A 19,630-nucleotide genomic window follows, 5' to 3' on the forward strand; every position below is an offset into this window, starting at 1 on the left:
CCTGGGCGGCGGCGTCCGCTACTCCGGGGCCGGTGCGCAGGCGCTGGAATTCGCACGGCAGCACGGGATTCCGGTCACCGAGACCACCGCCGGCCGCACCCTGGCACCGCACGACCACCCGCTCTACGCCGGTCCGCTCGGCATCACCGGCTCGGCGTCGGCCAATGCCCTGGCCGCCGCGGCCGACGTGGTGCTGGCCGTGGGCACCCGGCTGCAGGACTTCACCACCGCGTCCTGGACGCTGTTCGATCCGGGCGTGCGACTGGTGCACATCAACACCGCCCGATTCGACGCGGTCAAACACGGCGCGCTCGCGGTGGTGGGTGACGCCGGCGCCACCCTGGCCGAACTCGGACCGGAGCTGGGCGGCTGGCGGGCCGCGCCGGACTGGACCGCCCGCGCGGGCGTCGCGCGCGGAGAGTGGGACGCCCACATCGACAAACTCCGCGCCCGCACCCCCGGCGCGCCGAGCTACGCCCAGATCGTCGGCATGGTGAACGACCTCAGCGGCCCCCGCGACTACGTCATGACCGCCTCGGGCGGCCTGCCCGGCGAACTCGTCGGCGGTTGGCGCGCCACCGGCGGCGAACCCGCCATGGACGTCGAGTACGGGTTCTCCTGCATGGGTTACGAACTCGCCGGCGCGTGGGGCGCGGCCATGGTGGTCGGCGACGAATCCGGGGGTCCCACCCGCGGCCTGGTGACCACCCTGCTCGGCGACGGCTCGTACCTGATGCTCAATTCCGAACTCTTCTCCGCCGCCTTCGCCGGGCATCCCTTCGTGGCGGTGGTGTGCGACAACGACGGCTACGCGGTCATCGCCCGGTTGCAGGAGGGTCAGGGTGCGCCGGCGTTCAACAACTTCTACGCCGACTGCCGCACCGAGCACTCCCATCCGCCGCGTGTCGATTTCGCCGCGCACGCGCGCGCCCTGGGGTGCGCGGTGTTCACCGCGGAGGAATCCGGCGGGTTCCGGACCGCCTACGCGCAGGCTCGCGCCGCCGCGGTCACCGAGCGCCGCCCGGCCGTGGTGGTGGTTCGCACGCAACCCTCGACCTGGACCGAAGCCGGGGCGTGGTGGGAAGTGGGTGTGCCCCGCGAGCTTTCGGGCCACGCGGCGTACGCCGCGGCCAAACCGGGTCAGTTGCGCTACGCCCGGCCCGCGCCGTGATCGCCGCGCCGTAGCCTGGGTTCCGCATTTCGGGCATACCTCCGGAGAGGTGACCCCGTGCGTGAATGTGTGGCAGACTCGGCGCAAACGTGGGCCGGTCGAGCAGGTGATCGGACGAGCAAGGTGGTTGTGGGAGTTTGAAGGTCGCAATGGATCTCAGCGCCATCGAGCAACGGGTGGCTGCCGACAGAGGGGCGGCCCGGGACCGTTCGGCGGCAGCGGAATTGGCGCTCGCCACGTCGCTGTGCGAACTCGCCCGCGCCCTCATCGCCACCAAACGCGACCCGGATCAGCGTGATCGCTCGGCGACCGCGCTCGAGCCCGCGCAGGAAGCCGTGCTGCTGCGGCTGCGCTGGCTCACCGCCGGCCACGTGAACGCCATTTTCGCGAACGAGGTGCAGGAGGCGCTGCGCCTGTTCGAGGAGGCCGCGCGCACCATCGGGCATCGTGAACTGGCCACCCCGACCATTCGCAACGCGTGCAACGCCTATCGTCAGGTGGCGCACCAGTATCCGAACGCGGCGGCCGTGTGCGCGGACGCGCTGGCCAAATGCGGGGTCTGGCTGTGCCGGCTCGACCCGCACGCCGCCGTCGCCGCCGGTGAGGACGCCGTGCGCATCCGCGCCGCGCTCTTCGCCGCCGACACCGATCAGGCGGGCCGGTATCTCGCCAGCCTGAACACCCTGCTGCGCACCCTCATGGTCGGCCGGCAGCGCAAACAGGCCGTGGCCATGTACCGCGAGCGCTACGCGTCGGTCACCTCCCCGGCCATGACCCAGCGGCTGCGCGAGATCAAGATCGAGGAGATCGGTCTCACCGGCAAGACCGTGACCGCGCTGCGCAAGCTGGAGTGCCAGACCCTCGAACGCGCCGGGTACCTGACCCAGCAGCAGATCCTGTATCAGAGCGACGGTGACCTCGCGACCATCGAGGAGATCAACTGGCAGCTCGCGCTGGTCGGCCTCAAGCCGCTGGCGGCGGGCGCCATGCCGGAACAGCCCTCCAAGCCGGTGGAGATCAGCACCAGCTTCGGCGCGCTCACCGTGCGCTGTTCCTCGCGCAACGGCGTCACCCTGGTGCGCGCGGCGGTGCTGGCGGCCTACGCGGCCGAGGGCGCGCAGGCCGTGCCCAGCACCGCCTACCTAGGGGTCGACGAGAAGCACTGGGCCACCCGGCAGCCCGAGACCAACGCGGTCGAGCGGCTCGGTGAGGACGTGGTGCTCATCGAGAAGGTCTCCGAGCACTGGGTGTCGGTGAAGAGCCTGAACTGGGAGGTCGCCCCGGTGGGCAGACACCCACTGGCCCTGCGCCTTTCGAAGGAGTGGCCGGTGGTCAGCGTGACCACCACCGAGCACATGTCCTACGAGCTCTGCTGGTACGAAGGCGGTTCGGCGGTGCAGTACGCGGCGCTCGGACTGCCGGTCGGGCAGATTCCGCTGGAGAAGCCGCTCGCGCCCCTGGACTTCAAGTTGCTGGCCGAGTACGGCGCGGACTACGCCTCCGAGACGCAGGTGCGTTCGGCGTTCGGCAATACCTCGATGTTCGCCAAGCTGACCCAGCTGCCCGCGAGCGGTATCCGCCAGGCCGCCGAGGCCGGGCCGCTGACCGCACACGGTTCGAACATTCTGTACTTCCGCGACGCGGAGAAATAGGGTCCGAGCCCGGCAATAGCCGCCATGTCCGATTTCGGGCATGGCGGTTTTCGCATCCGCGCCCGGACGCGCGAACTTTTCGCTCGACTGACCGGTTTTTGTTTACGCGATCTGTGATGCGGATCACCCCGGAACGGTAACCTGTTCTAACCCGGCTGCTCGTGCTGCAGAAAAAGTGGCTTACGGTCACGCGAAATGCCGTGGACAGAAAGGCATCTCGACATGAGTTCCACCTCGACCGCCGCCCCGGAGTTGCAGCCGCCGACGCTGCTCACCGGTCTCTGGCAGCGCAAACTCCCGCACTACCCAGAGACGCCCGCGCGCTCCTGGTATCTGTTCCTCGTGGTGATGGTCTCCATCGCCCTGTACTACCAGTTGTTCGTGGTGGGTGCGATCGGCAACGAGCTCATCGCCTACTACAACCTGACGTTCCGCTACTTCGTCGGCATCTTCATCGCGGGCGCCGCCGTCGGTGCGGCCGCCTCGGTCGCGGCCGGCGTGCTCGACCGCTGGGGCCGGGCCAACATGGTCGCCTACGGCACCGTGATCTGTTCTGCCCTCACGCTTTTCGCGGTGCCGCTGTGCACCACGAAGGAAGCGTATCTGGCGGTGTACTGCCTGATCAGCGTGGTCGAGGGCGCGGTGCTGGTCGCCACGCCCGCGCTGGTGCGCGACTTCTCCCCGCAGCTCGGGCGCGCCTCGGCCATGGGCTTCTGGACCCTGGGCCCGGTGCTCGGCGCGCTGGTGACCACGGAGCTGTCCACCCTCACCCTGGACGAGCACCCGGACTGGCAGTTCCACTACCGGCTCTGCGGTGTCATCTGCCTGACCATCTCGATCCTGGGCCTGATCGGCCTGCGCGAACTCAGCCCGGCGCTGCGCGATCAGATCATGGTGTCCATGCGGGACAAGGCGCTGATCGAAGCGCGAGCTCGCGGGCTGAATGTCAGCGCGCTCGAACGCGATCAGTGGAAACAGATGATGCGTTTCGACATTGTCGGATCGGCCTTCGGCATCGCCATTTTCCTCGCGTTCTTCTACACCATCGTGTCGTTCCTGCCGGTGTATTTGGCGACGAACTTCGGTTTCACCACGAAAGAGGCCAACGCGCTCGGTAACTGGTACTGGATCTCGAATGCGATAGGTCTGGTCATCACCGGCATCGTGTCCGACTACCTCAAAGTGCGCAAGCCATTCATGCTCTTCGGCGCGGTCATGAGCATTATCGGCGTGTACGTATTCCTCGGATACACCGACCGGCCCGGCACCGATTACTACACCTTCGCCATCGTGCTCAGTCTGATCGCGGTGGGCAGCGGCATCGCCTACTCGACCTGGATGGCGAGTTTCACCGAGACCGTGGAGAACCGTAATCCCGCGGCCACCGCCGTCGGGCTCGCAGTCTGGGGCGGCATTCTGCGCACGGTGGTCACCTTCGTGCTCTTCGGCCTGCTCATCGTGGTGACCGCGGCGGGCACGCTGGTGAACTACGGTCCCGAACTCCAGGTCATCGCCGCCAAATATCACACCGAGATCGCCACGATTCAGAAGGCGGGCGCGGAGAACATGGAGGCGCTGGGTAAGAATCCGAACGACGTTGCCGCCCAGGCCGCGGCCCTGACCAGGCTGACCGGCGCGCCGGAGGCCGATATCAAGACCGCGCTCAGCGTCAACGCCAAGTATGCACAGGAGTTGGCGGCGCTGCAGGCCGTGGACCCCGCGGTGCTCACCAAGCTCATCATGAATCCCGCCGATCAGGGCCTGGCGGCGACGGCGGTCGGGCAGATCAGTCAGAAGCTGAACCTGCCCGCGGATCAGGCGGCGGCGAGATTGGCCGCGGCGCAGCAGATTCCGGTGGCGGATCTGGCGGTGGTGTCCGCGGTCGGTCCGCAATTGACCGCGGCCAGCAAGCAATTGGCGGCGGTGTCCGCGATTCCGGCCGAGGATCGTGATTTCCTGGCCGAGCACGCCTCCGAAGTGCAGCAGGCGCAGCAGGATTCGGCGGATCAGTGGAAGACCTGGTGGTGGATCTGCCTGCTCGCGCAGGTCGGGTTCATTCCGTTCATCTTCTTCATGTCCGGGCACTGGAGTCCGTCGAAGGCGGAGCAGGAGGCGGCCGAACACAACGAGGCCGTCGATCGCGAACTCGCGGCACTGACCAAGTAGCTCGTCGCCGGCCCGGCCGGGGTCGGTCACCGTTCCGGTGGCCGACCTCGGCTTCGGTCATTAAAGTACAGTTATTGAAGTGCAACCTACGCGGGACGTGAGTCCGGGAACCGATACCGCCGCACCGCGCCCTACGGTGAGCGGCGTGACGAACTCCGTGGCCGCGACCTTCGATCTGCTCGGCGACCGCCTGACGCTGACCATCCTGCGGCTGGCCTTCGTCGAGCACGCCCGGCGGTTCTCGCAGTGGAGCGAGCGCACCGGCGCCCCGCCCGCGGTGCTGACCGCGAGGCTGAACGCGCTGGTCGACGCCGGGGTGCTCGCGCGCGAGGGTGCGGAGTACCGGCTCACCGGCCTGGGCCTGGCCGTCTGGGAGATCCTGGTCTGCGTCTGGTCCTGGCAGCGCGAGTGGACCGCGGAATGGGCCGTGCTGCCGGAGTTCGTGCACGCGGACTGCGGGCATCGGGGACCGCCGGTGCCGATGTGCCGGACCTGCGGGCGCACCGTGACCGCGCATGACACCGACGTGGCGTTGGACCGGGATGCGCTGTGGCACATCACGTCCGGGCGGCGGCGGTCCGCGCGTGCGGTGGCGCCGGCCGGCGGCGACGCGGGCTTCGCGGAGATCATGGAGGCCATCGGGGATCGCTGGAGTGCCGCGGTGACCGGGCTCGCGCTGGCCGGGGTCCGGCGATTCTCGGAGTTCCGCGCGGCGCTGGACATGTCCCCGACCACGCTCACCGAACGGCTCACCCGCCTGGTCGAGGCCGGGATACTGCACCGGCCCGAGGCCGCCGGACGGGAATACCGGTTGACGCCCCGGGGGCGGGCGCTGTTCGGCGTCTTCGCGTTCCTGCTGGCCTGGTCCGATCGAGCGCATCCGGGCGCGCCCGAACCCGGATTGCGCATCCACCACCGCGAATGCGGCGCTCCGCTGCTGCCCGCGCTGCGCTGCCGGGGGTGCGACGCGGTGCTGGGCCGCACCGAGGTGCGGTTCGAGCAGGCGTCGCGCGGCGCCGCGCGACCTTGACAGTCCGGCATGAGACGCGTATCACTTCATTAACTGTAGTGAACTTCGCCGGATCCTCGGGAACCGGCCACCGGAGGCGCAACCCATGCCGCTCAATGAAGAACTCATCGCTCCCGCCGCGGAGGCCCTGACCAATCCCTATCTGGAAGGGCCGTACGCGCCGCAGGCGGACGAGATCACCGCCGTCGGGCTCCCGGTGCTGGCCGGCGAACTGCCCGTGGATCTGGACGGGGTCTACGTGCGCAACGGGCCCAATCCGCAATTCGCGCCGATGGGCCGCTACCACTGGTTCGACGGTGACGGCATGCTGCACGCGGTGCATTTCGAGAACGGCCGGGCGACCTATCGCAATCGCTACATCCGCACGGCCGAATTCGAGGCCGAACGCGCGGCCGGAACGGCGTTGTGGCGCGGGGTGATCGAGCCGTGGGACGGCAATCCCGCCGGTGATCGCCGCGAACGCAATTCCGCCAACACCGATGTGCTGTACCACCACGGCAATCTGCTGGCGCTGTGGTACCGCGCCGGGCAGCCGTACGCGCTGGACCCGGTGAGCCTGGAGACCCGGGGCGTGGACACCTTCAACGGCACCCTGCGCGGCGAGGTGTCGGCGCACGCGAAGGTCGATGAGCGCACCGGCGAATTGCTGTTCTTCGACTACGGCATCAACGCGCCGTACCTGCGCTACGGCGTGGCCGACGCGGGCGGCACGGTCACCCATTTCACCGGGCTCGAGCTGCCCGGGTCGCGGCTGCCGCACGACATGGCCATCACCGAGAACTACTCGATCCTCATGGATCTGCCGCTCTACAACGACCCGCGGGCCGCCGCGGCCGGGCGCTTCAAGATCTTCTTCGACCGGAACCTGCCCAGCCGCTTCGCGGTGCTCCCGCGATACGGCGATGGGGCGCAAGCGAAGTGGTTCGAGGCCGCGCCCGGCTACATCTATCACACGGTGAACTCGTGGGAAGAGGGCGAGGAGATCGTGCTGGTGGTCTGCCGGGTCACCGAGCCGAGCCCGGTCTCCGATCGCGCGCACCCGCTGGCGCAGCTGCTGGCCTACCTGCGGCCCGAGGCGAAGCTGTACCGGTACCGATTCAATCTGCGCACCGGAGCCACCACCGAGACCGCGCTGGACGACGTGAACACCGAGTTCCCGGCCATCGATCAGGGGCGCACCGGTCGGGCCGGTCGGTACTCGTATCAGATGCGGCTGTCGGTGGATCGCACCATGATCTTCGACGCGATCATCAAGTACGACATCGTCACCGGCGCGAAGGAAACCGCGCCCTTCGGCGACGGCTTCCTGGGCAGCGAACTGACCGTGGTCCCGCGTCCCGGCGGCACGGCCGAGGATGACGCCTGGCTGACCATGTTCGCGCACAACAACCACACGGGCCTGTCCGAGGTCTGGATCTACGACGCCGCCGACCTCACCTCCGGCCCCGTCTGCCGCCTGGGCCTGCCCACTCGCGTGCCACTGGGATTCCACGCCACCTGGGTCGCCGGTGATCGCATGCGCGCTGCCGCCCAACCGCTTTCGTGAACGAGGCCGCCCCCGTGACCCCCCGTCTGAGCGTGAGCCTGCCCCTGTGGCAGGACCGCGACCCCCTCGATGCCCTCGCCGTCGCCGCGGCCGCCGCGGACCTCGGCTACGACCGCCTCTGGATCGGCGAGATGGCGACCTTCGACGCCTTCGCCCTGGCCACCGCAGTCGGCCGCACTCCCGGCGATCTCCCCCTCTGCGTCGGCCCCCTGGCCGTGGCGATCCGCACCCCCGCGACGATCGCCATGGGCGCGGCCTCGGTGGCGGCCCTGACCGGCCGCCCCGTCGCCGTCGCCCTCGGCACCTCCAGCCCCGTGGTGGTCACCGACTGGCACGGCCGCGAAAGAACCAGTACGGCAGCTCATCTCGAAGACACGGCGCTGATCGTCCGAGACCTCCTGGCCGGCGCGAAGGTCGACTACAAGGGCCACCGCGAACGGATACGCGGCTTCCACCTCCGCCTCCCCGCACCGCGGCCGGTGGCCACGCCTGCCGAGGACGACTCCGCGGTGGGCGGCGCTCCGGATGAGCACGCCGCCGGTGCGCTCATGGAACCCGTGGCGAGTGTGCGCGGCCCCGCCCGGCCGGGAAGCGTCGATGACCCGGCCCGGGCGGGTGGATCGGATCGGCTTCCGGCGGTGTCCATCTCGACGCGGTCGTCCGCCGGACCGACCGGCACGAGTTCCGCGGCCCCTCCGGATCCGAGCGATGCCGATCGCGGTCGAACGCTGCGGGGTGAGATCGCGGTGGCGGCCTTCGGGGCGCGGGCGTTGTCGGTGGGAGCGCGGGTCGCGGACCGGGTGGTGTTGAACCTGGTGACGCCGGCACAGGTCGCTCGATGTGTCTCGGCGGTGCGGGAGTTCGCGGCCGCCGCCGGTCGGCCCGCGCCCGCGATCGCGGTGTGGGTGACCGCCGGGGTGGATCCGACCCCGGAGATGCTCGCCACGCTGCGGCGCGGGGTGGTCGGGTATCTGCGGGCGCCGGGATATGCGGCCATGTTCACCGAGGCAGGCTTCGGGGACGTCGTGCGTCTGGCCCAGGGCGGAGCGCATCCGCGCGAGGTGCTGGCGGCGGTGCCGGACGAGCTGCCGGCGGCGATCGGGATGCTCGGGGACGCGGGCGCCGTGCGGGCTCGGCTGGCCGAGTATCGGGCGGCCGGGGCGGACGAAGTGGTGGTCGTCCCGGTGACCTCGGCCGAGGATCCGGCGGGTCGTCACACGCTGCGGACGGTCAGGGGGTTCGACCGTGACTGATGCGGATTGCCGACGGGAGTTGCGGTCACTACCGAGCTCGTCGACCGGCGACGAAATAACCCGCGCACCACTGACTTCGGCATCGATCGGCGGGTACGTCCATGGGTGAGGCCTACATCTTCGACGCGGTGCGAACACCGCGCGGTCGGGTGCGCAAGACCGGCGGCACGCTGGCCGGGGTGCCGTCGCACGCGCTGCTCGGGCAGCTGCTCTCGGCGCTGGAAGAGCGCTCCTGTCCCGCGAACGCGGTGCAGGACATCATCGCCGGGGTCAACACGGCGACGGGGGAGCAGGGCGGGAACGTCGCGCGGGCGGCGGCGCTGTGGGCCGGATGGCCGGATCATGTTCCGGGCGGGGTGGTGTCGCGGCTGTGCTGCTCGGGACTCGACGCCGTGCAGAGCGCGGCGGCGCGGATCGCGGCGGGGTACGCCGAGATCGTGATCGCGGGCGGCGTGGAATCCATGTCGCGGACGCCGATGCTCTCGGACCGGCCCGCGATCGCGGCGGACGAGGAACTGGGGGAGCGGACCGGATTCGTCACCATCGGAGTCTCTGCCGATCTGACCGCCGCGCTGCACGGCATCTCCCGCGCGGAACTGGACGAGTTCGCCGTGCGATCGCATCGGAAAGCCGCTGCCGCACCAGTTTCCGACTCGGTGATCCCCGTACGCGTGGACGGCGTACCCGTACTCGCCGCCGACGAGGGTGCGCGGGCGGACGCAACGCTCGACGCCTTCGCCGCCCTGCCCACGCTGTTCGGTTCGGACGAGTCCTGGGCGCGCGTCGCCCGCCGACTGCCCGGCGCACCCCATCCCGTCGCGGGCCTGCACACCCTGGCCACCGCACCGCAGTTGGCCGACAGCGCGTCCGCGATCCTGCTCGGCGGCTCATCCGCCGCCGCCACCCTCGGCCGCGCGCCCGTGGCGCGAATAGCCGGGACCGCCCAGACCGCCGAACGCTCACCGCTGCTGAGCGCGACCGTGACCGCCGCCCGGCAGGCGCTGGACCGTGCCGGAATCACCGCCGCCGACCTCGACGTGATCGAGGTGAACGAATCCTTCGCCGTCACACCGCTGTTGCTCACCCGCGAACTGGACCTGGACCCCGACCGGGTCAACGTCAACGGCGGCGCGCTCGCCGTGGGCCATCCGCTCGGCGCGACCGGCGGCATCCTGATCGCCCAGGCGCTGGACGCCCTGCGCCGGTGCGACGGTGAATTCGCGCTGGTGACCATTCCGGCCGCGCTCGGCCTGGGCTCGGCGATCGTGGTGCAGCGCACGGGGTGAACCGCGCCGCTCGACCGGCGCTCATCGATCGGCCCGAGCACGCGGCACCGCACCCGAGCCCGCCCACCGGCATCCGCGGCACGACAGCACCCGACCCGCCCACCTCCGACTCCAACCGCTCGACCCATCAGGGGATCTCATGGCTGAATCAACCGATTCCACACCACCTTCCGTCACCCGTCGCGCGGGCCGCACCCGCCACCCGGTGCACACCTGTCACCCCGAGGACACCGTGCGCGAGTACCTGGATCGCGGCTGGTGGGAGCCCGAGACCATCACCAACGTCTTCCGCCGCCGCGTCACCGCCGCGCCCTCCGCGCCCGCGATCACCGACCCCGCGAACTTGACCGCCCTGACCGGCGCTGCCCCGCGCACCCTCACCTGGTCCGAACTCGACGATCACGTGATCGACCTCGCCGCGGTGCTTTTCGCGCACGGCATCCGCCAGGGCGACACGGTGGCGGTCCTGCTGCCGAACACGATCGCGCTGACCGCCACCTACCTGGCGCTGTGGCGGCTGGGCGCGGTCGCGACACCCATGCCGGCCTCCTACCGCCGCCACGAGATCTCCGGAATCCTCACCGCCACCGACGCCGACGCGCTCATCACCGTCGGGACACTCACCGACCGTGAACCGGCACACGAAGCACTGGCGATCGCGGGCCCGGATCGCACGGTCTTCGCTTTCGGGCCGGGAGTGCCGGACACCGCGATCGCACTCGGCGATCGGGTCGCCCCGGACGCGCGTGATCGCGTGCGCGACTACGAATCCGGTCTGAAGCCCACGGTCAACGACCGCATCACCATATGCTGGACCAGCGGCACCGAGGCCGCACCCAAGGGCATCCCGCGCTGCCACGGCGATTGGCTGGCGGTGGCGCGCGGGGTACAGGACGGACTCGGCATCACCCCGGACTCGGTGGTGCTCAACCCCTTTCCCATGGTGAACATGGCGGGATTCGCCGCGGCCTTCCTGCCCTGGCTGCTCGCGGGCGGGCACCTGGTGCAGCATCATCCACTGGACCTGCCGGTGTTCTTCGGGCAGATCGCCGCGCACCGCGTGACCCACACGAGCATGCCGCCCGCTCTGCTGACCATGCTGCTGCAGAACGAGGCCCTGCGCGCCCGGGCCGACCTGTCCTCGCTGCGGACCGTCGGATCCGGGGGCGCGCCCCTGCCGCCTCCGGTCGTGCGCGGCTGGCAGGAGCAGTTGAACATCGACGTGCTCAACTTCTTCGGCTCCAACGAGGGTGTCAGCCTGCTGGGCGCACCGGCCGACATCCCCGATCCGACGGTGCGCGCCCAGCATCTGCCGCACTACGCCGCGCCCGGCGTGCGCTGGTCCACCCGGCTGGCCGCCAGCACCGCCGTCAAGCTCGTCGACGTCACCACCGGTGAACGAGTCACCGAGATCGGCGGGCGCGGCGAACTGCGCATGCGCGGACCGGCCGTTTTCGCCGGGTATCTACCGGGTACCGCGGACTCGGAGCCGTTCGACGACGAGGGCTACCTCCGCAGCGGGGACGTCTTCGAACTCTGCGGCGAGGACGGGCGCTACCTGCGTTTCGTGGATCGGGCGAAGGAGATCATCATTCGCGGCGGCATGAACATCGCGCCGGCCGAAATCGAGGGCCTGCTGGCCGATCACCCGGCCGTCGCCGACATCGCCGTCGTCGGCTACCCGGACGCGGTGCTCGGCGAGAAGTGCTGCGCTTTCGTGGTTCCCAGACCGGACACCACCCCGACCCTGGAGAGCTTGGTCGAACACCTGCGCGCGCTCGAAGTCGCCTCGTTCAAATTGCCCGAGCGACTCGAAGTGGTCGAGACCCTGCCGCGCAATCCGGTCGGCAAACTGCTGCGCCGCGATCTGCGCGCGCAACTCTGAACCCGCACAACTTTTTTCGAGGAGCAATCGTGTCCGTGCACATTCTCGGCGGCGCCCAGACCGACTTCGCCGTCAACTGGCAGCGTGCCGGTCTGGGTTTCGACGCGCTGGTCAGCACCGTCATCGAACACACGCTGGACGACGCTCGCATCGGCCCCGCCGATATCGGAGTCATTCACGTGGGCAACGCTTTCGGTCAGCTGTTCACCGGCCAGGGCCAGCTGGGCGGCATGCCGGCCACCGTGTGGCCCGAATTCTGGGGCACGCCCGCCACCCGGCACGAAGCGGCCTGCGCTTCCGGGAGCATGGCCGTACTGGCCGCCATGTCCGATCTGGAATCGGGTCGCTACGACTGCGCGCTGGTCTTGGGCGCGGAGCTGGAGAAGACCGTCCCCGGCGGTCAGGCCGCCCGATACATGGGTGCGGCGGCCTGGGCCGGGCACGAAGCGCAGGACACGGATCTGGTGTGGCCCAGCATGTTCGCCGCCATCGCCGACGAATACGACCGTCGCTACGGCCTGGATCCCGCCTACCTGCACGCGATCAGCGAGCTGAACATCGCCAACGCCCGATCGAACCCCGCCGCCCAGACTCGCGAGTGGTCGTACACCCCGGAGAGTTTCACCGCCGACGACACCGCCAATCCGCCGGTAGCGGGGATGCTGCGCCGCCAGGACTGCAGCCAGATGACCGACGGCGCGGCCGCGCTGATCCTGGTCTCGGATCGATTCCTGAACGAGCACAGCGATAGTCGAGCAATCGCGCACTCGGTCATCACCGGCTGGGGGCACCGCACCGTGGGCCTGCCGCTGGATCAGAAGCTGGCGGCCTCCGCCACCGAGCCCTACGTGTTCCCGCATGTTCGCCGGGCCGTCCTGGACGCCCTCGCGCGGGCCGGTCTTCCCGACATCACGGCCGTCGACGCCTTCGAAGTCCACGACTGCTTCACCATGTCCGAATACGTCGCGATCGATCATCTCGGTCTCACCGCTCCGGGCGAAAGCTGGAAGGCGATCGACTCCGCCGCCATCTCCCGCACCGGTGCGACGCCGGTCAACCCCGGCGGCGGTCTCATCGGCATCGGTCATCCCGTGGGAGCCACCGGCATTCGCATGCTGCTCGATGCGCACAAGCAGCTCATCGGCCAGGCCGGAGCCTGCCAGCTTCCCGGACCCGGCGCCATCGCGACCCTCAACATCGGTGGGAGTACCACCACGACGGCGAGTTTCATCGTCGCTACCGCAGCGGGGTAGCCGAGCGGTTTGCTGCTCGTCCGGGACGCCGCGAGCTGCCGCGAATTCAAACAGTCTCCGCTGCTTGGGATTCGAGCTCTCGGGCGAGCGCAAAAGCCTCCTACTAGGGGAAAGATCAACTCGCCCAACGCTTGTGTCATGTGTTGTGTACCGTCGGCTGAGCTAATTCTCTACCGTACGGAAGCATGGTTGCCGCATGATTCGCCAACGCCCCCTGTCTCCCTTCGAGATCAGGCATTTCGACCGTAACGCCAAGTGGGGCGCAGTGCCGAAAGCCGATGTGCCGCTATTCGCCAGCAGCACCGTGCGCGGCGATCTCGACCTCGCCGTCCTGGGCCGTGTACTCACCGAACTGGCATCGGGTCATGCGCTGCTGCGCGCGGTCGTCGTCGGCGAGCTCGACGGCAGTCCCCGTTTCGAATTGCAGGACAACTACGAGCCCGGCCTCGAAGTCGTCGCGGGCGGAGACGACGCCTACCGAGCGTTGATCAATTCTCCGCAGGACTGGGACGCGGGACTCTTCAAGGCGCGCGTGCTGCAGGACGGTGACCGCAGTCAAGTCGTGCTCATCACGCACCACGGCGTCTGCGACGGCCGATCGATGTTCGCGCTGCTCGACGAGATGTGGCAGCGCTACACCGGGCACGTCACGGGTTCGCCACTGCCGCAACCGGAGCCGGATGTCGACCTGCTCGACGCCGTCGACGCGCAGCTCACCGGTGTCATCAGTGACGAGGAAGTCGATGGATTCCTCGCCCAATTGCGCACGATCGCGCAGATGACCGACGCGGGATCAGCACCCCGGCAACTGCCGGGCGACGGCGACGGCACCGGTGACCCGATCGGCCGGCTGGCGCTGCACCGCATCGAATTCGACCTCGAACAGACCGCGAGCCTCGTCGCAGCGGCACGCGCGCAAGGAATTTCGGTCAACAGCCTGCTCACCGGCGCCGCTCTGGCAGCCGTGCGCGCGTACATTCCCGAGGACGCCGCAGTTCCGATGATCTGCGGGCACGCGGTCGACATGCGCTCGAGCCTGGAGCCGCCCGTCGCCGAAACCGCGGTTCTCAACTGCGTCGGCGGCGTCGCGACACCGGTTTTCGCCGGAATCGACACGCATCCGCTGGAACTGGCGAAGATGGTCGACGTCGGAATCCACGGCGCGGTCGAAGCCCGCTTCCCGGCACTGTTCATGCGCGCGTCCAATCGCGTACTGGACCCCGAGGTCGCCGAGGTATTCGCGGCACTGCCGACGCTCGGCATGTCGAACATCGGGCGCGTGCCCGCCCGCTCCACGCCCGCGGGCCTCGACGTCGTTCGTGACGAAGTCTTCGCGATGGCACTGGGCATGCCGCCGAAGATGACCATGTTCACCATCGGCGACCGGCTCACGATCCAGGTCGAATACGACACCGCCGGGCACAGCCACGACCGCATGCTGCTGGTGACCGAGGCCATGCGCGAGCAGGTAGCTCGGGTGAGTGAGATCGAAGCGGCCGAGGACGATTCGGACCTGACCTTCTATCCGGGGCGGCGCGACGCGAAGTGTCCGTTCCAGCCCGCGTCGTCCATTGCCGAACTCGCTGCGGCGGGGAGTGTTTCGACAGTCCGGACCTGGGAGCGCGGCAAGCACCCGCGACTCGTCACCGGACACGAGGATACGCGCCGACTGCTGGTGCACCCGCAGGTCAAATCCGACAACCATCTGCCCAGCTATCCGCATATCAGCGAGGGCATGAAGACGGTAGCGGGCATGTCGCCCAAGACCATGTTCAACACCGATGGTCCCGAGCACGCCCGCTTCCGGCGCATGCTCGCCAAGCCGTTCACGCCCAAGCGGCTGGAGAGCCTGCACTCGGCGATCCAGAAGCACATCGACGAGTGCCTCGACGCGATGATCGAGAGCGGTTCGAGCGCGGATCTCGTTGCCGCGCTTGCACTGCCGGTACCGTCGCGAGTCATCTGCGAACTGCTCGGAGTTCCCTATGAAAACCACGCCTTCTTCGAGCGCGCCACCGAAGTGGGCTTCGACAGCAGAACTTCAGCGGCCGAGCAGCAGCAGATCACCATCGACATGCTGGCATTCCTGAACGAACTGCTGGAAACCAAGGCCGCGAATCCGGGCGAGGACATGTTGAGCGACATGGCCGAACTCATCCGGGACGGCAAGCTCGAATCGTGGGAAGCCGCACTCCAGGCCGTCGGCATGCTGGCCGCCGGGCACGAAACCACCGCCAACATGATCAGTCTGTCGGTAGTGGCACTGCTCGAGCGACCCGACCAGCTCGCGATCATCCGCGACACCGACGATCCGAAGGTGCTGAACAGTGCCGTCGACGAGCTGATGCGCTTCATGAGCATCGTCGACACCGGGCTGCGCCGCGTCGCGGTCGAGGACATCGAAGTCGGCGACGACATCATCCGCGCGGGCGAGGGCATCGTCTTCGACCTGGCAGCCGCGAACTGGGATCCAGCCGCCTTCGAGAATCCCGAAATCCTGGATGTGCAGCGTGAGAACCCCAATCCGCACGTCGCCTTCGGATACGGCCACCACCACTGCATCGGGATGCAGCTCGCCCGAACCGAACTCGGAATGGTGCTGCAGTCGGTATTCCGCCGCCTGCCGGAGTTGCGCGTGGTGACCCCGATCGAGGAGATCGACTTCAAATTCGAGGACATGGTATACGGGATGCGCTCGCTGCCCGTCGAATGGTGACCTAGCCGGAAACCTCCCTCCGCGCATTCTCGGCAACCGTCAAGTATCCACTGTCGCAGTGGAACTGACGGTTGCCGACGTGTTTCCGGCCACTGCCCGAGGGGGCTTCCGCGCGCCGTGAATCGGTGATAATTTGGCGACAGATACGGAAGTTACTGACGGGTAACATAAGCTGTTGCCGGTTGGTTCTGCTCGGAACCGGGGGTTGGCATCGTGAGTTTGGCGACGATCACATTGGGGATCATCGGAGCGATCATCACCGCGCTGAGTTGGGCATCGCTTGCGATCGGGCTCACGCGCATGGTCCGAGTGCTGCGAGCGGGGCAGCCGGATCACTCGCGATGGCGGCCCATCGTGCCGCGACTGCGCACACTCGCCATCGAAGTCGTAGCGCATACGCGGATGAACAAATTCCGTTCGGTGGGGTGGGCGCACTGGCTGGTGATGGTCGGCTTCCTGCTCGGGATGGTTTTCTACTTCGAGTCGTACGGGCAGACTTTCGATCCGCGATTCCATTGGCCGCTGATCGGGGACAGTCGCTGGTACCACCTGCTCGCGGAGATTCTCGCGGTGACGACCATCGCCGGAATCATCGCGCTGATCGTGATCCGGCAGCGGAATCATCCGCGCCGGCCCGAGCGACTCTCGCGCTTCAGCGGCTCGAATTTCCTTGCGGCGTATGCGATCGAATCGATCGTCATCGTGCACGGAGTCAGTGATCTGCTGGTCAAGGGTGGCAAGATCGCAACCTACGGTGGCGGGCATGCCGCGAGTGATCTGTTCACCATGCAGATCGCGCGATTGCTGCCCGCGAGTCCGTTGCTGATATCGACAGCGGCCTTCGTGAAAATGCTTGCCGGAGCGGCTTTCCTGTACCTGATCGGCCGCAAGCTCACCTGGGGTGTGGCGTGGCATCGACTGTCGGCATTCGTGAACATCTACTTCAAACGAGAAGCCGACGGCAGTGTCGCACTCGGAGCCGTCAAACCGATGATCTCGGGCGGCACGGTGCTGGAGATGGAGACGGCTGATCCCGATGTCGACGTCTTCGGCGTAGGCAGGGTGGAGGATTTCACCTGGAAGGGCCTGCTGGACTTCACCACCTGCACCGAGTGTGGTCGGTGCCAGAGCCAGTGCCCAGCGTGGAATACGGGAAAGCCGTTGTCGCCCAAGCTGCTGATCATGTCGCTCCGCGATCACACCTATGCGAAAGCGCCGTATCTGCTTGCCGGTGGGGATGCGAGCAAGCTTTCCGACGCGGATCGTGCGGAGGCGGAGCGTCCGCTGGTGGGGCATGAGGATGTGAACGGGATCATCGATCCCGAGGTGTTGTGGTCGTGCACGACGTGTGGTGCGTGTGTGGAGCAGTGCCCGGTCGATATCGAGCACGTCGATCACATCATCGATATGCGCCGGTATCAGGTGTTGATCGAGTCGGAGTTCCCGTCCGAGCTCGCCGGGTTGTTCAAGAACCTGGAGAACAAGGGCAATCCGTGGGGTCAGAACGCCAAGGACCGGTTGAACTGGATCAACGAGGTCGATTTCGAGATCCCGGTCTACGGCAAGGACGCTGACTCGTTCGACGGGTACGAGTACCTGTTCTGGGTGGGTTGCGCCGGTGCGTACGAGGACCGGGCGAAGAAGACCACCAAGGCCGTGGCCGAACTCCTGGCGACCGCGGGTGTGAAGTTCATGGTGCTGGGCCAGGAGGAGACCTGCACCGGTGACTCGGCGCGTCGTGCGGGTAACGAATTCTTGTTCCAGCAGTTGGCGATGCAGAACATCGAGGTGTTGAACTCGCTGTTCGAGGGTGTGGAGCAGGCGAAGAAGAAGATCGTCGTCACGTGTGCGCATTGCTTCAACGCGTTGAACAACGAGTACCCGCAGGTGGGTGGCACCTACGAGGTCGTGCACCACACCCAGTTGCTGAACCGTCTGGTGCGGGCCAAGAAACTGATCCCGGTGTCCCCGGTGGCGCAGAACGTCACCTACCACGACCCGTGCTACCTGGGCCGGCACAACAAGATCTACGACGCCCCGCGTGAACTCATGGAGGCTTCGGGCTCCAAGCTGCTGGAGATGCCGCGCCATGGTGAGCGGTCGATGTGCTGTGGCGCGGGTGGTGCTCGTATGTGGATGGAGGAGCAGCTCGGTAAGCGCATCAACGTCGATCGTGTCGATGAGGCATTGGATGCGTTGAACGGCGGTAACGAGCCGTCGATGATCGCGACCGGTTGCCCGTTCTGCCGGGTCATGCTGACCGACGGTGTGACCGCTCGTAAGGATGGTGGCGAGGTCGGTCAGGGTGTCGAGGTCGTGGATGTGGCGCAGTTGATGCTGCAGTCGATCGACCGGATCGACGCGGCGGCGATGACCGAGAACCTGAAGGTGATTCAGGTCCCCAAGGTCGAAGAGCCCGAACCGGTCGCCGAACCCGAGCCCGAGCCCGAGGTTGTGGCCGAGGCGGCTCCGGCCGAGGCCAAGGCCGCACCCACCGGTGGCGGTCTGGGCATGAAGGGCGGCTTGAAGGCCCCCGGCGGCAAGGGCCTGGGCATGAAGGGTGGCCTGAAGGCTCCGGGTGCGAAGGCTCCCGCCGCCGAGACCGCGCCCGCGGCAACCGATTCGGCGGAGGCTCCGGCCGCGCCGACTCCGGCCAAGGGTGGCCTGGGCATGAAGGGCGGACTCAAGGCCCCCGGTGGCAAGGGTCTTGCCATGAAGGGCCCGGCCAAGGCACCCGGCGCGAAGGCCGCGGCCCCCGCCGCCGCCGAAACCGAGTCCGCGGCAACGGCTCCCGAGGCGGCGGCTCCGGCCGCCCCCGTCAAGGGTCTGGCCATGAAGGGTCCGGCGAAGGCCCCCGGTAAGGGTCTCGCGATGAAGGGCGCCGCCAAAGCTCCTGGCGCGAAGTCTGCGGCTTCCGCTGCCGATACCGAGCAGGCGGCAACGGTTCCCACGGCGTCGCCGGTTGCGCCCGCTCCGGCCAAGGGGCTGGCAATGAAGGGGATCGCGAAGAAGCCTGGATTGAAGCCTGCTGCTCCGGCCGACGCCTAGCTTGTGGGTCGAAATGTTGGAGGGGCTGACAGTTCGATGGCGGTCTCGGGGCCAGGCCGCTTGGCGGAGTTTGGTTCTGGTGGATGCGTGGCCGGCCTGAGGGCTATCGGAGCGTTGGGCTGTCGGCAGTGTTGACGGGCGACTGGACTTCGAGGACCAGTGTCGGGACGTTGGGTGCGGCGGATGCGTACCAGAACTACCGGGCTGATTGGGGGATCCGGCAGTGTGGATGCGTAGCCGACTCTGGGGGTGTCGGCGGAGGATCGGTCGAGTCGGCGGACGACTGGATAACGAGTACCAGCGGGGACCGGGTTGGGAGCGCCGGGCGCGGTTCCAGCCTTCCCGGGGCAAAGCAGCCTGGACAGCGGACTACGAGCGTGGCCCGGTTGGGAGCCTCGACGGCGGTATCAGCCCTACCGCAGAAGAGCAGCCTGGATAACGAGACCCAGCGGGGTGCGATCGGTGGGAAGGGCTGCGGTTCCAGCCCTTCCGGGGGCGAGCAGCCTGGATAGCGAGTACCAGCGGGGTGCGGTTGGGGAGGTCGGGCTGCGGTTCCAGCCCTCCCGGGGGAGAACGGCCTGGATAGCGAGTACCAGCGGGGTGCAGTTGGGCAGGTCAGGCTGC

At 68.1% G+C, this 19,630-nt stretch carries 11 protein-coding genes; all 11 read left to right on the plus strand.

All coding sequences use genetic code 11. From position 1 onward, the window contains the following. The coding region (locus ABZ319_RS35900) for a thiamine pyrophosphate-dependent enzyme (RefSeq protein WP_354991024.1) at positions 1 to 1,171 on the plus strand (1,171 nt) is incomplete at its 5' end. A gap of 137 nt (positions 1,172 to 1,308) precedes the next feature. Next, positions 1,309 to 2,823 (plus strand): hypothetical protein, encoded by a 1,515-nt coding sequence (locus tag ABZ319_RS35905; protein ID WP_354991025.1) that lies wholly within the window; start codon positions 1,309 to 1,311, stop codon positions 2,821 to 2,823. A gap of 222 nt (positions 2,824 to 3,045) precedes the next feature. Continuing rightward, entirely contained in the window at positions 3,046 to 4,989 is a 1,944-nt protein-coding gene (locus ABZ319_RS35910) for an MFS transporter (protein WP_354991026.1), read from the plus strand. A gap of 145 nt (positions 4,990 to 5,134) precedes the next feature. Then, the gene (locus tag ABZ319_RS35915; protein ID WP_354991027.1) at positions 5,135 to 6,019 is read left to right on the plus strand and encodes a winged helix-turn-helix transcriptional regulator; all 885 of its coding nucleotides are present in this window, start codon (positions 5,135 to 5,137) and stop codon (positions 6,017 to 6,019) included. An 85-nt stretch (positions 6,020 to 6,104) separates the two neighbouring features. Next, positions 6,105 to 7,565, plus strand: a complete 1,461-nt coding sequence (locus tag ABZ319_RS35920; protein WP_354991028.1) for a carotenoid oxygenase family protein — start codon at positions 6,105 to 6,107, stop codon at positions 7,563 to 7,565. A gap of 14 nt (positions 7,566 to 7,579) precedes the next feature. After that, on the plus strand, positions 7,580 to 8,818 hold the full coding sequence (locus ABZ319_RS35925; RefSeq protein WP_354991029.1) for an LLM class flavin-dependent oxidoreductase: 1,239 nt from the start codon (positions 7,580 to 7,582) through the stop codon (positions 8,816 to 8,818). Positions 8,819 to 8,919: 101 nt separating this feature from the next. Further along, positions 8,920 to 10,104, plus strand: a complete 1,185-nt coding sequence (locus ABZ319_RS35930; protein ID WP_354991030.1) for an acetyl-CoA C-acyltransferase — start codon at positions 8,920 to 8,922, stop codon at positions 10,102 to 10,104. A gap of 139 nt (positions 10,105 to 10,243) precedes the next feature. Continuing rightward, complete coding sequence (locus ABZ319_RS35935; RefSeq protein WP_354991031.1) at positions 10,244 to 11,989, plus strand: class I adenylate-forming enzyme family protein; 1,746 nt, start codon at positions 10,244 to 10,246, stop codon at positions 11,987 to 11,989. Positions 11,990 to 12,018: 29 nt separating this feature from the next. Next, entirely contained in the window at positions 12,019 to 13,242 is a 1,224-nt protein-coding gene (locus ABZ319_RS35940; protein ID WP_354991032.1) for an acetyl-CoA acetyltransferase, read from the plus strand. 196 nt (positions 13,243 to 13,438) lie between these two features. Continuing rightward, positions 13,439 to 15,958: a cytochrome P450 gene (locus tag ABZ319_RS35945; RefSeq protein ID WP_354991033.1), complete on the plus strand. Its 2,520-nt coding sequence runs from the start codon at positions 13,439 to 13,441 to the stop codon at positions 15,956 to 15,958. Positions 15,959 to 16,171: 213 nt separating this feature from the next. Continuing rightward, positions 16,172 to 19,006 carry a heterodisulfide reductase-related iron-sulfur binding cluster gene (locus tag ABZ319_RS35950; RefSeq protein WP_354991034.1) on the plus strand — a complete coding sequence of 945 codons (2,835 nt, stop codon included), beginning with the start codon at positions 16,172 to 16,174 and terminating at the stop codon, positions 19,004 to 19,006. Positions 19,007 to 19,630: the final 624 nt, after the last annotated feature.

This window comes from Nocardia sp. NPDC005978 (assembly GCF_040614455.1).
GTDB lineage: Bacteria > Actinomycetota > Actinomycetes > Mycobacteriales > Mycobacteriaceae > Nocardia.

Bases quoted from the DNA above. Each gene is read 5' to 3' on its own strand.
- ABZ319_RS35910 (WP_354991026.1), top strand. From the start codon at position 3,046: ATGAGTTCCACCTCGACCGCCGCCCCGGAGTTGCAGCCGCCGACGCTG.
- ABZ319_RS35930 (WP_354991030.1), top strand. From the start codon at position 8,920: ATGGGTGAGGCCTACATCTTCGACGCGGTGCGAACACCGCGCGGTCGG.
- ABZ319_RS35945 (WP_354991033.1), top strand. From the start codon at position 13,439: ATGATTCGCCAACGCCCCCTGTCTCCCTTCGAGATCAGGCATTTCGAC.
- ABZ319_RS35935 (WP_354991031.1), top strand. From the start codon at position 10,244: ATGGCTGAATCAACCGATTCCACACCACCTTCCGTCACCCGTCGCGCG.
- ABZ319_RS35920 (WP_354991028.1), top strand. From the start codon at position 6,105: ATGCCGCTCAATGAAGAACTCATCGCTCCCGCCGCGGAGGCCCTGACC.